This window comes from Ornithinimicrobium avium (assembly GCF_003351765.1).
In the GTDB taxonomy this organism is placed as follows: domain Bacteria; phylum Actinomycetota; class Actinomycetes; order Actinomycetales; family Dermatophilaceae; genus Ornithinicoccus; species Ornithinicoccus avius.
Genome location: NZ_CP031229.1, coordinates 826,667 through 841,394, shown reverse-complemented (window position 1 = coordinate 841,394; position 14,728 = coordinate 826,667). Strand labels below are relative to the sequence as shown.

General features: G+C 73.0%; 14 protein-coding genes. 7 read left to right on the top strand and 7 right to left on the bottom strand.

The features are described 5' to 3' along the window. Positions 1-7: 7 nt before the first annotated feature. The 3 genes from DV701_RS03980 to DV701_RS03970 all read left to right on the top strand — a co-directional run bounded on the left by DV701_RS03980 (position 8) and on the right by DV701_RS03970 (position 1,743). Positions 8-565 (top strand): DUF1697 domain-containing protein, encoded by a 558-nt coding sequence (locus DV701_RS03980; protein ID WP_114927161.1) that lies wholly within the window; start codon positions 8-10, stop codon positions 563-565. A 195-nt stretch (positions 566-760) separates the two neighbouring features. Further along, entirely contained in the window at positions 761-1,099 is a 339-nt protein-coding gene (locus DV701_RS03975; protein WP_114927160.1) for a PadR family transcriptional regulator, read from the top strand. Beyond that, on the top strand, positions 1,099-1,743 hold the full coding sequence (locus DV701_RS03970) for a DUF1700 domain-containing protein (protein ID WP_114927159.1): 645 nt from the start codon (positions 1,099-1,101) through the stop codon (positions 1,741-1,743). The genes DV701_RS03975 and DV701_RS03970 overlap by 1 nt, the downstream gene beginning before the upstream one ends. A 72-nt stretch (positions 1,744-1,815) precedes the next feature. Here the strand turns inward: DV701_RS03970 and DV701_RS03965 are convergent, their stop codons facing one another. Further along, positions 1,816-3,582, bottom strand: coding sequence for a cell wall-binding repeat-containing protein (locus DV701_RS03965; protein ID WP_114927158.1), 1,767 nt, complete (start codon positions 3,580-3,582; stop codon positions 1,816-1,818). 105 nt (positions 3,583-3,687) lie between these two features. Between DV701_RS03965 and lhpI the strand changes: the two genes are divergently transcribed. Next, a complete protein-coding gene (lhpI, locus tag DV701_RS03960; protein WP_114927157.1) occupies positions 3,688-4,629 on the top strand; it encodes a bifunctional Delta(1)-pyrroline-2-carboxylate/Delta(1)-piperideine-2-carboxylate reductase in 942 nt (313 codons plus the stop codon). 4 nt (positions 4,630-4,633) lie between these two features. Further along, positions 4,634-6,511, top strand: coding sequence for a helix-turn-helix domain-containing protein (locus DV701_RS03955; RefSeq protein WP_202863625.1), 1,878 nt, complete (start codon positions 4,634-4,636; stop codon positions 6,509-6,511). A 55-nt stretch (positions 6,512-6,566) separates the two neighbouring features. Here DV701_RS03955 and DV701_RS03950 read toward each other — a convergent pair whose 3' ends face one another. From DV701_RS03950 to DV701_RS03930, 5 genes are all read right to left on the bottom strand, one after another. After that, positions 6,567-7,643, bottom strand: a complete 1,077-nt coding sequence (locus tag DV701_RS03950) for a branched-chain amino acid ABC transporter permease (protein WP_114927156.1) — start codon at positions 7,641-7,643, stop codon at positions 6,567-6,569. Further along, a complete protein-coding gene (locus tag DV701_RS03945; protein ID WP_114927155.1) occupies positions 7,640-8,509 on the bottom strand; it encodes a branched-chain amino acid ABC transporter permease in 870 nt (289 codons plus the stop codon). Before DV701_RS03945 ends, DV701_RS03950 begins: the two co-directional genes overlap by 4 nt. Positions 8,510-8,592: 83 nt before the next feature. After that, a complete protein-coding gene (locus tag DV701_RS03940; protein ID WP_114927154.1) occupies positions 8,593-9,840 on the bottom strand; it encodes an ABC transporter substrate-binding protein in 1,248 nt (415 codons plus the stop codon). A gap of 82 nt (positions 9,841-9,922) precedes the next feature. Further along, positions 9,923-10,618, bottom strand: a complete 696-nt coding sequence (locus DV701_RS03935) for an ABC transporter ATP-binding protein (protein ID WP_114927153.1) — start codon at positions 10,616-10,618, stop codon at positions 9,923-9,925. Next, the gene (locus DV701_RS03930; protein ID WP_114927152.1) at positions 10,611-11,399 is read right to left on the bottom strand and encodes an ABC transporter ATP-binding protein; all 789 of its coding nucleotides are present in this window, start codon (positions 11,397-11,399) and stop codon (positions 10,611-10,613) included. The genes DV701_RS03935 and DV701_RS03930 overlap by 8 nt, the downstream gene beginning before the upstream one ends. A 170-nt stretch (positions 11,400-11,569) precedes the next feature. On the opposite strand from DV701_RS03930, the gene DV701_RS03925 reads away from it, so the two are divergent. Then, complete coding sequence (locus tag DV701_RS03925) at positions 11,570-12,307, top strand: 3-hydroxybutyrate dehydrogenase (RefSeq protein WP_114930730.1); 738 nt, start codon at positions 11,570-11,572, stop codon at positions 12,305-12,307. Between the two features lie 22 nt (positions 12,308-12,329). On the opposite strand, the gene DV701_RS03920 is transcribed toward DV701_RS03925, so the two are convergent. Further along, entirely contained in the window at positions 12,330-13,601 is a 1,272-nt protein-coding gene (locus DV701_RS03920) for an amidohydrolase (protein ID WP_114927151.1), read from the bottom strand. Positions 13,602-13,695: 94 nt separating this feature from the next. Here DV701_RS03920 and DV701_RS03915 point away from each other — a divergent pair, with 94 nt between their 5' ends. After that, positions 13,696-14,649, top strand: a complete 954-nt coding sequence (locus DV701_RS03915; protein ID WP_228255211.1) for a PfkB family carbohydrate kinase — start codon at positions 13,696-13,698, stop codon at positions 14,647-14,649. Positions 14,650-14,728 lie beyond the last annotated feature (79 nt).

Genomic DNA, 14,728 nt, shown 5'->3' with positions numbered 1-14,728 from the left:
TCGGGTCATGACCAGGTATGCCGCGCTCCTCCGGGGCATCATGCCCAGCAACCCGAGCATGCGCAACGAGCGCCTGCGGGAGGTCTTCGAGGGCCTCGGGCTGGAGCAGGTCGGCTCGGTGCTGGCCAGCGGCAACATCGTCTTCACCGCCGAGGAGCAGCCGGCGTCGGCGCTGGAGGACCGGATCCAGGCGGGCCTGAAGGACGGGCTCGGCATCGCCGGCGGGACCATCGTGCGGGAGCTGGCCGAGCTGCGCGCGCTGCTGGACAGCGACCCGTTCCCCGGGCTGACGCACGGCCGCGGGACCTACCTGACCGCGACCTTCCTCAAGGACGGCGCCCTGGGTGAGGGGGCCGAGCCGCCACGGCCGCCGGAGCAGCCCGACCCGCTGGCCCGCGTCGTCGGCTACGACGCGCAGGCCCGCGCCTTCCTGGCCGTCGTCGACAACAGCGTCCCGGGCCGCACGCCCGACCTCATGACCTGGCTGGAGCGCAGCTACGGCACGGACATCACGACCCGGACCTGGCTGACCGTGCAGCGCATCGTCAAGAAGCTCGAGGCCTGAGGCACCGGCTGCCCACGCGGGCGAGTGCCCCGGTTTGGTCGGCGGGAGGCGCTGTTCGTCGACGTGGCGGGGGCGAGTGCCCCGGTTTGGTCGGCGGGCCGCGCTGTTCGTCGACGTGGCGGGGGCGAGTGCCCCGGTTTGGTCGGCGGGCCCGCATCCTTGCGCCGCAAGGTATCTAAAGGTATCTTGTGACGCATGGCAGTGGTCCAGGGTCTCGCGCAGCTGCGACGCGGAGTGCTGGAGCACTGTGTCCTCGCGCTGCTCCAGCACGAGGAGCGCTACGGCTACGACCTCGTCACCGAGCTCGCCGAGGAGGGACTGCTGGCCAGCGAGGGGACGATCTACCCCCTGCTGAGCCGGCTGCGCAAGGAGGAGCTCGTCACCACCTCGTGGCGGGAGTCGCCGAGCGGCCCGCCGCGGCGCTACTACTCGTTGACGCCACGGGGGCGCGTCGCCCTGGCGGACTTCGCCCTCTCCTGGACCGACCTGAAGGACTCCGTCGACCGCATACTGACCCGGAAGGGGCCGCAATGATGACCACGCTCGACCACCCGCTGGTGGTGGACTACCTGCGCCGGCTGCACGAGGAGACCGCCCGGCTGCGCGTGCACGAGGCGCGCGAGCTGGAGGCGCAGATCCGCGAGCACCTCACCGAGGCCCTCGGCGGCGACCCCACGGAGGTCGAGGTCCGGGAGGTCCTGGACCGTCTCGGCGAGCCCGCCGCCGTGGTCGACGAGGCCGGCGGCGCTGCGGCCCCCGGCACCGGAGCTGCGCAGGCCCAGCGGTCCGACGCGTGGCGGGAGGCGGGCGCCCTCGTCCTGCTCGTGGGCTCGGCGCTGCTCTTCTGGCTCTGGCCGGTGGCCGTGCCCATGTGGATCGCCGGGATGGTCCTGCTCGTCGTCGCCCGCCGGTGGAGCGTGGGCGAGAAGGTCTGGGGCGGGATCGTGCTGGGCGCCACCTGGCTGCTCCCGGTGCTGGCCGGCCTCATGGCCTTCGCCGTGGACGTGCAGTCGTGCGTGACCGACGCGGCGGGCAACCAGACGTGCGAGGGCGGTGGTGGTGAGGGACTCTCGACCCTCAACGTCGTCGCGATCGGTGTGCTCGTGGTGTGGCTGGCGGTCTACGTGTGGACCGTCGTGCACCTGGCGCGCTCCGCACGGCGGACCGCCGCCGGGTAGCCGCCGGCGCACGTCACTGTCAGGCCTTCCCGGGGTCCTGGCCCCGGGAACGCCTGACGTTCTTGGGCCCGGTCAGCCGTCACGCATGTCCGACACGGTCGTCATGGTGTAGCCGTTGGCCCGCAGCACGTCGATGATCTGGGGCAGCGCCTCCGGCGTGCGGTAGCCGCCGAGGTGCGACAGCACGATGGACCCGGACGCCGGCAGCGGGCTGGTCGTCCGGGCCACGATCTGCGCGGTGGTGGTGGCCGGGTCCCAGTCGATGGTGTCGCGGGCCCAGTAGACGGTCTTGGGGTAGCCCACGGCCGCGGCCTGGTCACGGACGAACGTGTTGTAGGAACCGTAGGGCGGGCGCCAGTAGGGCTTGGTCGACAGGCCGGTCTGGGCCCTGAGCGCGGCCTCGGCGTCGGTGAGCTCCTGGCGGATGAAGCTGGCGGTCATCTCGCGCTGGCACGGCGCGCCGCTGGGGGAGCCGCCGCCACCGTTGACGAAGTCACAGTGGTGGACGGTGTGGTTGCCGATCTCGAACAGCTCGGGGTGCGCGGCGATCTTGGCCATGACCCGGCGCCCCTGCGCGGTGTCGGCCATCAGGCTGGTCGGGAAGAAGGTCGTGCAGACCTGCCGGTCGACGAGGATGTCCACGATCTCCTCGGCCCCCTCCAGACGGCCGCCCATGTCGAGGGTGTAGGCGATCTTGCGGCTCGTCGTGCCGCTCACCGTGGACAGGACCTGCTGGCCGCCGCCGGAGTAGTCCGGACCCGACCAGCACACGCCACGCTCGCGCTGGGCCGCCTTGGGGACCTCGATCGACAGGCTCGACGTCCCGCCCAGCACGTATGCCGTGCCCGGCGTCAACCGGTCCAGCTCGCCCGCGTGCGGGAGGCTGTCGCGGCGCGCCAGCATGATCGGGCCACGGGTGGAGGCGGCGGCGGGCACCCCGGCCAGGGCGTCGGGGAAGTTCAGGCCGCTGGCGATCGTGACACCGGGCCGGTCCGGGCCGAACACGCGCCGGGAGAGGGCCAGCGCGGTGGCGTAGCGGTCGTCACCGGCCACCCGCTCGGTCGTGGCGACGGTGCGCAGCTCGGCGGCGACGGCGTCGGAGACCGCGGTGGTGCCGCCGACCAGCATGATGCGCGAGGGAGCGAGCCGCTCCAGCTCGGCGAGCACCTCCTCGGGCAGCGAGCCGTGCCGGGTGAGCAGGACGGGAGCCTCCTGCACCACCGCCGCGGCGCCGCCGGAGAGCGCGTCGGGCCAGGTCTGGCCGCTGGCGACGTAGGCGACGTCCGCCCCGCCGGGGAAGGCCGCGCTGCTCACGGCCACCGAGGTGCCGTAGCGGTCCGGACCGGCCAGCCGGGTGACCGTCCCGGTCGTGTAGGCGCGCAGCGCGCCCTGGACGGAATCGCTGATCACGGTGGTGCCGCCGACCACGACGATCCGTCCCGGGCGCAGCCGGCTCAGCTCCTCCGCGGTCGCGGTGGGGATGCCGGTGGAGGTCACGAAGAGGACCGGTCCGGCGGTCCGCGAGGCGGCCGGCCCCGCGCTGAGAGCGTCGGCGTAGGCCCGCCCCGTGGCCACGTAGACCACCGGGGTGCCCACCTCGGAGAAGCGCCGGCTCACCGCCACCGCGGTGGTGTAGCGGGTGCCGCCGGCCAGCCGCTCGACGGTGAAACCCAGGTCGCCGTCCTGCAGCGTGGGGGCGGCGGGCACCGCGATGCCGGCCGTGGGCAGGGCCGTCGCCGCGGTGCCGTCGACCAGGGTCGCGGCGGACGTGCCGACGGCGGATGTGGCGACCAGGGCGACGGCGGCCGCGGCGGAGGTGAGGAGGTGGTGGAGAGTCATGGCCTTCCCCTAGCTCGTGCGGTGCCCCGGACGCGAGCACCGTCACCCTGATGTCGCGCCGGGCGACCGGATGGTTCATCCCGTCCGCATGGCAGTCTGAGCGGTATGGAGCTTCTCGACGCCGCCCGGATACGTGCGGTCCTGCAGCCGGGCGCCCTCGTGGAGGCCCTGCGCACCGCCTTCGCCCACCAGGACGACGTCGTGGTGCCCGACCGCGGCCACCACCGGGTGGACGAGGATCGGCAGGCCACCCTGCTCGTCATGCCGGCCTGGGAGAGCGGCCGGTGGATCGGGGTCAAGGTCGTGGCCCACTTCCCGCACAACGGCGAGCGCGGGCTGCCGGCGATCCAGGGCTCCTACCTGCTCACCGACGGGACCGACGGCCGACCGGTCGCGGTCCTCGACGGCGCCGAGCTCACCCGCTGGCGCACCGCCGCTGCCTCGGCGCTGGCGGCCGACAGCCTCGCCCCCCGCGAGGTCGGCGAGCACCTGCTCATCGGCGCCGGCAACGTCGCCGCCGCGCTGCCGCACTGCTACGCCGCGGTCCGGGAGGTCGGCCTCACCCGCGTCTGGGCCCGCTCCGCGCGGCGCGCCGCCGAGCTGGTCGAGCGCCTCCGCCAGGAGGGTCTGGCGGCCGAGGTGGCCGAGGACCTGCGCGAGGGCGTCCGCCGGGCCGACGTGGTCAGCGCCGCGACCTCCTCCACCTCCCCGCTCGTCCTGGCGCAGGACGTGCGGCCGGGCACGCACGTAGACCTCATCGGCGCCTTCACCCCGGCGATGCATGAGGCGGACGAGGCGCTCATCACCTCGGCCAGCCTGTTCGTCGACGTCGAGGCCGCCCTGCACGAGCCGGGCGAGATCGTCGACGCGCTGGAGCGCGGCACCCTGACCCGGGCGGACGTCCGGGGGACCCTGTCCGACCTGGCGGCGCGACGGCATACCGGGCGGTCGTCGTCGCAGGAGGTCACCGTCTTCGAGTCGGTCGGGACCGCCCTGGAGGACCTCGTCGCGGCCGCCCTGGTCTGGCAGGCGCACTCTAGAGTGTGACCCCGTGGAGCCGTCGTCGTTCGGGGAGCGCTACCTGATGCTGCTGGCCGAGGACCGGTCCGCGGAGCAGTTCGAGGCGCTCCTGGCGCAGGGGCGGGGCGAGGACGCCGTTGCGCCCGAGGACGTGCGGCGGCTGCACGCCCTGGCCCTGCGGGTCCTACGGCTGCGCGACCTCGGTCGGCGCCGGGAGAGCGAGCTGTCCGCGCTCTTCGACACCGTCGCCGACCTCGCGGCGCTCAAGGACCTCGACGACGTCCTCGAGGCGATCGTGCGCCGGGCGCGCACGCTGCTGGCCTGCGACGTGTCCTACCTCTCGCTCAACGACGACGAGGCGGGCGAGACCTACATGCGGATCACCCAGGGGATCCACACCGAGGAGTTCCGGCACGTGCGGCTCGGGTTCGGGGAGGGGCTGGGCGGCCTGGTCGCGCAGACGGCCAGGCCCTACGCGACGGCCGACTACTTCGCCGACGAGCGGTTCGACCACACCCGGTCCATCGACAGCGCGGTGCGCGGCGAGGAGCTGCGCGCCATCCTCGGGGTGCCGCTGCTGCTGGGGCGCACCGTCATCGGGGTGCTCTACGCGGCCAACCACGACGCCCGGCCGTTCTCCAGGGAGGACGTGGACCTGCTCACCAGCTTCGCCGCCCACGCCGCCGTCGCCCTGGACAACGCGCGCCGCAGCGACCAGATGCAGGCGGCCGTGACCGAGCTGGAGGAGACCGGGGCGCTGCTGCGCAGCAACGTGCAGAGCGTCGAACGGGCCGCAGACGCGCACGACCGGCTGGCCGGGGTGGTGCTGCGCGGTGGCACCCTGCACGACGTGGCCGGCGAGCTGCAGGACGTGCTCCAGGCGGCGGTGGCGGTCGTCGACGACCAGGGCGCGACGCTGGCCACGAGCGAGCCGGGCGCCCCGCCCACCGCGGCGGAGCTGGTCCTGGTCACGCAGGTCCTGGCGGACAACTGCACGCACGTGGGCGACGGGCTCAGCGTCGCCCCCGTGTGGGCCGACGGCGCACCGATCACCGCCGTCCTGCTCCGCGCCGAGGTGGACGAGTCCTCCAGACGGATCCTGGAGCGCGCCGCCCAGACGGCCGCGCTGCTCATGGTGGTCCAGCGCAGCGCCGAGGAGAGCCGCTCGCGGCTGCGCGGGGACCTGCTGCTCGACCTGGTCGTCGGCCGGGTCGGTGCCGGCTCCCTCACGGCACGGGCCACCCTGCTGGGCACCGACCTCGCCCGGGACCACGTCGTCCTCGTGGTCGACGGCGCGGACGGGCACGCGGGGCAGGTGGCCGACCAGCTGGCCGTCTCCGCCGGTGGCCTGTGCGCCCCCGTCGGCGAGCGGCTCGTCCTCGCGCTGCCGGGCGAGGACCCGCTGGCCGCCGGCCGACGCCTGGTCGGCAGGTTCGCCGGCTCCGGGGTCGGCGAACGACCCGTCGGCCGGGCGCGGCCGACGATCGGGGCGGCCGGGCCGGTGACCGGCGTGGACGGCGTCCGCACGGCCCACCGGGAGGCGGTCCGCTGCCTGGAGGCGCTGCTGGCGATGGGCCGGCGCGGGGACGTGGCCGACCCGGCGTCCCTGGGGTTCGTCGGTCTCCTGCTCGGGCGGGGGGACCCCGCCGAGCACGTGCGGACCCAGCTGGGCCCGGTGCTGGACTACGACGACCGGCGGGGGACGGCGCTGGTCGAGACGCTCGAGGCGTGGCTGGCCGAGGACCGGCACCTGGCGCGCACCGGGGAGCGGCTGCTCGTGCACCCCAACACCGTCACCCAGCGCCTGGAGCGGGTCACCAGCCTGCTCGGCGAGGGGTGGCAGGAGCCGGGCCGGCTCCTCGAGGTCGCCCTCGCGCTCCGGCTGCTGGCGATCCTGCCCGCCCGCTGAGGCGCCGGAGCCGCAGGTCGCAGGGTCGCTGCGCGACCTGCGTCCGGTGACGCTCCTAGCGCGACCCCTGCTCGCCGTCGGCCGCGCCGATCGCGGCGTCGCCGTCCTCGTCGACGCGCGACGAGCCCTCCCGCGTGCGGCCGGTGCGCCGCGCGAGGAGCATCTGGAGGGTGCCCCAGACGCCCCGGCGGAAGAGGAGCACGACGATGATGAAGACCGAGCCGGTGATGATGCCGATGCCCTCGAAGCCGGAGGAGGCGAGCTGGTCCTCGAGCAGCACGATGACCACGGCTCCGACGATCGCGCCCCAGAGGGTGCCGATGCCGCCGAGCACGGTGATGAGCACGACCTTGCCGGAGGTCTGCCAGGCGACCTCCTGGAGGGAGACGAAGCCGTGGCTGATCGCGAACACGCCGCCGGCCAGGCCCGCCAGACCGGCCGACAGGACGAAGACGGTCACCCGGTAGCGCTCGACGTTGTAGCCCAGCGCCCTGGCCCGGTCGGGGTTGTCGCGGGTGGCGACCAGCACCCGGCCGAAGGGGGAGTGGACCACCCGCCAGGCGAACCACATACCGAGGATGATGATCGGTAGTGCCGCGTAGTAGAACCAGAAGCTGTCCGTCTCCACCGGCCCGACGCCGAAGAAGCTGGTGGGCACGCCCTGCACGCCGTTCTCCCCGTGCGTCAGGTCGCGCCACTGGTTGGCGATGAAGAAGATCATCTGGGCGAAGGCGAGCGTCACCATCGCGAAGTAGATGCCGCTGCTGCGGACCGAGAGCAGCCCGATCGGCAGCGCCAGGAGCATCGCGAAGACCGCCCCGAGGAGCACCGCGAGCGGGAACGGCAGCCCCCAGTGCAGCGCGGTCAGGCCGGCGACGTAGGCGGACGCGCCCCAGAAGGCCGCGTGGCCGAAGGACAGCAGCCCGGCGTAGCCGAGCAGCAGGTCCAGCGCGACGGCGAACAGCGCCCAGGCGGCGATGTCCATCGCCACCGGCGGGTAGACGAACCAGGGCAGCGCGAGGGCGACCACCAGACCGCCGGCCAGCATCCACCAGCGGCGCGCCGATCGGCCCAGGAAGCCGGAGCTGCCGGCCTCCGCCGTGGCCACGGTCGTGTCGGTGCGGGTGGTCATGCGTTCTCCTCGCGTCCGAAGAGGCCGGAGGGCCGGATCAGGATGACGACGGCCATCAGGACGAAGATGACGATCTGGGACAGGGTCGGGGCGTAGGCCTGCCCGAAGGCCTCGACCAGCCCGACGAGGAACCCGGCGACGACCGCGCCGACGATCGAACCCAGCCCGCCGATGACGACGACGGCGAACAGGATGATGATGAAGCTGGAGCCCATGTCGGCGGTGATCGCCCGGAACGGGGCGGCCAGGACGCCGGCCAGACCGGCCAGCGCGATCCCGAAGCCGAAGACCGGCGTGACCCAGCGGTTGACGTCGACGCCGAGGGCGCGGGTCAGGTCGGCCTTCTCGGTGGAGGCGCGCACGATCATGCCGACGCGGGTGCGGGTCATGACCAGCCACACCAGCGCGCACACCAGCAGCGAGAAGAGGAAGACGAAGACCTGGTAGGTCGGCAGCCGGACGCCGCCGACGTCGATGACGCCGGAGAGGATCTCGGGGCGGGTGTAGGGCAGGCCGGAGACGCCGTAGCGCCGCTTGACCAGGTCGACCAGCAGCAACGACAGGCCGAAGGTCAGCAGGAAGTTGTACAGCGGGTCCAGCGCGATCAGGTGGCGCACCAGCAGCCGCTCCAGCAGGACGCCGAAGACGAACATCAGGACCGGCACCACGAGCAGGGCCAGCCAGAAGTTCAGGCCGACCAGGTCCAGCAGGACCGCGGACGTGACCGCGCCGAGCATGTAGCAGGCGCCGTGCGCGAAGTTCACCACACCGAGCACGCCGAAGATGACCGCCAGGCCCAGGGCGGCCAGCGCGTAGAAGCTACCGGCGGCCAGGCCCTGCACGGTGTACTGCAGGATCTCGTTCATGCCTCTCCTTCGGCGGGGGTGAGGCCGGGCGCCCCCCCTCACGGGGGACCGGGGGCGCCCGGCCTCGGTCACGGGTGGTGGGCTCAGCCCATCTCGCAGGTGCTCTGGTCCAGCGGCATGAAGGCGTCCGCGGCCGGGATCGTGGCCAGGATGTTCTCGTAGTCCCAGTCCTCGCTGACCTCGTCGGGCGTCTTGACCTGGGCCAGGTACACGTCGTGGATGACACGGTGGTCCTCGGCGCGGACCTCGCCGTTCTTGAGGAAGACGTCGTTGATCTTCTTGCCCTCCAAGCTGCCCACGATGGTGTCGGCGTCGTCGGTGCCCTCGGCCTGGACCGCCTCGAGGTACTGCAGCGCGGCGGAGTAGTTGGCCGCGTGCGCGAAGCTCGGCCGGGTGCCCGTCCGGTCCATGAACTTGTCGGCCCAGGCGCGGTTGTCGTCGTCGAAGTTCCAGTACCAGGCCTCGGCGAACTGCACGCCCTGGAAGGCCTCGACACCGAGGGAGTGGATGTCGGTGATGAACATCAGGCCGACCGCCAGGTCGATGCCCTCCTGGGCGTAGCCGCCCTCGTTGAACTGCTTGACCAGGTTGATCAGGTCGCCGCCGGCCTGCATGGTGCCGATCACGTCCGGCTTGTCCGCCGCCGCCTTGGTCAGGAAGGTGGTGAAGTTGTCGTTCGGGAACGGCGTGGCGATGTGGTCGCCGACCGTGCCGCCCGCCTTCTCGATGGCCTCGGTGAAGGACTTGTCCATGTCCTGGCCGAAGGCGTAGTCCGGGTAGATGATCTCCCAGTTCTTGTCACCGGCGTCGGTGATCGCCGTGCCGGTGGTGTTGGCCAGCTGGTAGGTGTCGTAGGCCCAGTGGAAGGTGTACTTGTTGCACTGGGCGTTCGTCAGCTCGGTGGTGCCGGCGCCGATGTCGACGAACAGCTTCTTCTTCTCCTTGGCCTGCGTCGCCACGGCCAGCGCCGCCGAGGAGGTCGGGACGTCCAGGATGATGTCCGCCTTCTCCCGGTCGTAGAGCTCCTGGGCCTTGGTGTTGGCGATGTCCGGCTTGTTCTGGTGGTCGGCCGAGACGACCTCGATGTCGTCGACGACGGCGTCGTCGCCGTACTTCTCCTGGTAGTAGGCCACCGCCATCTTCACGGCCTCGACGCTGTTCGGGCCGGAGAGGTCCTTGTAGACACCGCTCTGGTCGTTGAGGACGGCGAGGACGACCTTGTCGTCGGTGAAGTCCCCGCCGCCGGCGGAGGGTCCCCCGCCGCCGCAGGCGGACAGGATGAGGGCTGTGGCGCTCACGGCCGCGGTCGCGACCAGCTTCTTGGTGCTCATGTGGTGTTCTCTTTCTTCGAGAGGTGGTCCTGGGACCGGTGGGGCGTGGAAGAGGGATCGGGGTATGGGGTGCCGCCGCGGCTCACATGCCGAGGTACTCGAGCAGCTCGTCCTGCCGGGCGGTGAACTCGGCGTTGTCCAGGTCGGTGGCCACCGCGCCCTGCGCCAGCACGTAGTGCCGGTCGGCGACGCTCGCGGCGAACTTGACGTTCTGCTCCACGAGCAGCACGGTGGTGCCCTGCGCCTTGATCTTCAGCAGGATGTCGCGGATGAGCTGGACGATCACCGGGGCCAGGCCCTCGCTGGGCTCGTCGAGGAGCAGCAGCCGGGCGCCGGTGCGCAGCACCCTGGCCATCGCGAGCATCTGCTGCTCGCCGCCCGACAGGGTGGTGCCGGCCGCGCGGCGGCGGTCGGCCAGCACCGGGAAGGCCTGGTAGACCTGCTCGGTCGACCAGGCCTTGGCCGGGTCGGTGACCGGGGGCAGGGTGAGGTTCTCCTCGACGCTGAGGGAGGCGTAGATGCCACGGTCGTCCTGGACCCAGCCCAGGCCGCGGCGGGCGCGGTGCTGCGGCGGCATCGCGGTGATGTCCTCGCCGTCGAAGGTGATCGTGCCGCGCACGTCGTGGTGCAGCCCCATCACGGCGCGCAGCAGGGTCGTCTTGCCGGCGCCGTTGCGACCGACGAGCGTGACGACCTCGCCCTCGCCGACCCGCAGGTCGACCCCGTGCAGCGCCTGGGCGTCGCCGTAGAAGGCGTCCAGCCCCGCGATCTCAAGCATGGCTCTCCTCCCCGAGGTAGGCGGTGATGACCCGTCGGTCGGCGCGGACCTGCTCGTAGGTGCCGCTGGCCAGGACCTCGCCGGACATCATCACGGTGACGTGGTCGGCGAGGCTGCCGACCACGTGCATGTTGTGGTCGACGAAGACGACCGTGCGGCCCTGCGCGATCCGCCGCACCAGGGCGATCGTGCGTTCGACGTCCTCCCGGCCCATGCCGGCGGTCGGCTCGTCCAGCAGCATCACGGTCGGGTCGAGGGCCAGCACGAGGGCCATCTCCAGCGCCCGCTTCTGCCCGTAGGCCAGCTCGCCGGCCGGCCGCGCGGCAAGGTCGGCCAGGCCGACCTGCTCGATCAGCTCGTCGGCCCGGCCGCGGTAGCCGCGCAGCAGGTTGGCCGAGCGCCAGAAGCGCAGGCCGCCGCCGTCGCGTCCCTGCAGCGCGAGCTCCAGGTGCTCGCGGGGGGTGAGGTTGTCGAAGAGGCTGGTGATCTGGAAGGAGCGGGCCACGCCCTCGCGGGCGATCTCCTCCGGCTCCTTGCCGGTCAGGTCCTTGCCGTGCACGGTGATCGTCCCGGAGGTCGGCCTGATGAAACCGGTCAGCAGGTTGAACAGCGTGGTCTTGCCGGCCCCGTTCGGGCCGACCAGCGCATGCACCTGGCCGTCGACGACGTCCAGGTCGACGCCCTTGACCGCGCGGAACCCGCGGAAGTCCTTGGTCAGCCCGCGGGCGGACAGGGCGACGGTCCCCGGACGCACGGCGGTCCCGTCCTCTGCTTGGCTCATGAGCAGTCACGCTAGGCGGCGCACAGACCCGCTGCTATGTCTGACCGCCACACAATCTGCGTCTGATAGGTGGGATCCTCAGACATGGACATGAATCCACCCTCACCTCCACGATGGAGGCCTACGGGCGCCCCGACGCGGGCCGCGCCACCATCGCAGGAGGAGTGACCATGACGACACGCACGGTGCTGGTGACGGGCGGCGGGAGCGGGATCGGGGAGGCGGTCGCGCGCCGCAGCGCCCGGGACGGGCACCGGGTGGTCGTGGCCGACCGGGACGCGGCGGCGGCCGAGCGCGTCGCCGGGGAGGTCGGCGGGGAGGCGTGGGTGGTGGACCTGGCGGACACGGCGGGGCTGGAGGACCTGCGCCTGGAGTGCGACGTGCTGGTCAACAACGCCGGCGTGCAGCGGGTGGCGCCGATCCACGAGTTCGACCCGCAGGACTTCCGCCTCATCCAGCGGCTGATGCTGGAGTCGCCGTTCCTGCTGGTCCGGGCGGCGCTGCCGCACATGTACGAGCGGGGCTGGGGCCGGGTGGTGAACATCTCCTCGGCGCACGGGTTGCGCGCCTCGGAGTTCAAGGTGGCCTACGTGGCGGCCAAGCACGGGATGGAGGGTCTGTCCAAGGTGACCGCCCTGGAGGGGGCCCCGCACGGGGTGACGTCGAACTGCATCAACCCGGGCTACGTGCGCACCCCGCTGGTGGAGAAGCAGGTCGCCGACCAGGCGCGCACGCACGGCATACCCGAGGACGAGGTGGTGGAGAGGATCATGCTCACCCGCGCGGCGGTCAAGCGACTCATCGAGCCGGCCGAGGTCGCCGCCCTGGCGGCCTTCCTCATGTCCGACGACGCGGCGATGGTGACCGGGGCGTCCTACACGATGGACGGCGGCTGGACCGCCCAGTAGCGGCAGGGCCGGGGCGCCGCCCTCAGGGTGCCAGCCAGGCCAGGGCCGCCGCGACCATCGCGCGCACCCCGGTGTCCAGCGTCGGCTGGATCACCGGCGCGAAGCGCGGCGAGTGGTTGGACGGGAGGTCTGCGGTGCTGCCCTCGGCCTCCGCCCGGGCCCACTCCTGCCCGTCGAAGGCACCGAAGCCCCAGTAGGTGTAGGGCACGCCCCAGGCGTCGGGCAGCACGGAGAAGTCCTCCGACCCGCCCTCCGGCTCGAAGACGAGGACCTGCTCCTCCCCGAGCTCGGCGGCCAGCGCCTCCCGTGCCCGGGCGGTCACCTCGGGGTCGTTGTCGGTCACCGGCAGGTGGTCGAAGGTCTCCATCTCCGGCTCCGGCGCACCCCACGCCGCGGCCTCGGCACGGGCCGTCTGCTCGATCGCCGCCAGACACGTGGCGGCCACCCCCGTGTCGTAGGTGCGCACCGTGCCCTCGATCTCGGCGAGGGCGGGGATGATGTTGGTCTTGGTGCCCGCGCTGATCCGGCCGACCGTGACGACGGCGGTCTGGGTCGGGTCCACGCGCCTGGCCACGATCGTCTGCAGGCGCATCACCAGCGAGGCGGCCATGACGACGGGGTCGATCGTCTGGTGCGGCGCGGACGCGTGCCCGCCCCGCCCGTGCAGGGTGATGCGGAAGTCGTCGCAGCTGGCCATGATCGGCCCGGCCGCCACCTGCACCGAGCCCGACGGGCCGGGCAGCACGTGCTGGGACAGGCCGACGTCCGGGCGCGGGAGCCGCTCGACCAGCCCGTCCTCGACCATGGCCTCGGCCCCGTTGTACTGCTCCTCGGCCGGCTGGAAGACGGCCAGCACCGTGCCGGACCAGGCCTGCTTCTGCTCCAGCAGGAGCCGGAGCGAGGCGAGCAGGGTGGCCACGTGCGTGTCGTGCCCGCAGGCGTGCATGACCGGCACCGTCTCGCCCTGGCGGTTCTGCGCGAAGACGGTGGAGGCGTAGTCCAGACCGGTGTCCTCCTGGACCGGCAGCCCGTCCATGTCGGCGCGCAGCAGCACGGTCGGCCCCTCGCCGTTGGGGACCACGACCGCCACCCCGGTGCCCCCGATCCCGGTGACGACCTCGAGCTCCGTGCCGCCCGCCATACCCCGCACCTCGCGGACCACGCGGTCGGCGGTGCGGTGCTCGGCCGTCGACAGCTCCGGGTGGGCGTGCAGGTCGCGGTAGAGGTCCTCCAGCCAGGGTCGGGCCCGGTCCAGCCCGGAGAGCACCGTCGCGGCAGGGGTCGGCTCGCTCATCGCGCTCCTCGTGGGTCGGGGCGGCGCCGCGGACCGGGCGCCGACGTCGGGACCGACCCTACGCCAGCGGTGCGGGCATGGCAGGGTATGCCGTGTGAGCTCAAGGGTGATCCACACCGGTCAGGCACTGGTCGACGTCGTGCTCGAGGTGCCCGACCTGCCGTGCCGCGGCGGCAACGTCAACGCCACCAGCTTCGCGCGCTACGCGGGCGGCGCCGTCAGCATCCTCGTCGCGGCCGCGCGCGCGGGCGCGCAGTCGGTCCTCGCCGGTGCCCACGGCACCGGCCCCAACGCCGACCTGGTCCGGCGGGTGCTGGCGGAGGAGGGCGTGCGGGTCACTGCAGACCCGGTGCCCGGCACGGACACCGGCATCTGCGTGGTCATGGTCGAGCCCACCGCCGAGCGGACCTTCCTGACCACCTACGGCGCCGAGCGGGCGATCAGCGTCGGCTCGCTGGCCAGCAGCGGGCCCCGGGCCGGGGACCTGGTGTGCGTCACCGGCTACAGCCTCTACCCCCCGACCCGCGACCCGCTGCTGGAGTGGTTGCCGGAGCTGCCGGCCGGGGTGGAGGTCGTCCTCGACCCCGGCGCCGCGCTGGCCGACCTGCCGGTCGCGGTGGGGGAGCAGGTGCTGGCCCTCACCGACGTGTGGACCTCCAACGCCCAGGAGGCGCGCGAGCTCACCGGCGTCGGCGACGTGGCCTCCTCGTGCGCCGCCGTGGCCGACCGGCTGGGTGCCGGGGCGGTCGTGGTCGTGCGCGACGGGGCGGAGGGCTGCTTCGTGCGGGTGGACGGGGAGACCACGTACGTCCCGGGGCACCCGCAGGTGCCGGTCGACACCAACGGTGCCGGCGACGCGCACACCGGCGTGCTGTGCGCCGAGCGCGCCCTCGGTGCGTCCTGGGTGCAGGCGGCCGCCCGGGCCAACGCGGCCGGGGCGATCAAGGTCACCCGCAAGGGACCGGCGACCGCCCCCACCCGTGCCGAGGTGGACGCCTTCCTCGCCGCGCAGGTCCGCGAGGGCGTCACGGCCACCACCGCCCGATAGCCGGGGCGCGAGGTCCTCGGCCACCCGCTCCCGGCATCGAGGGTGACCGCGTGCTCGTGCCGCGCCGCGCGCATCATGA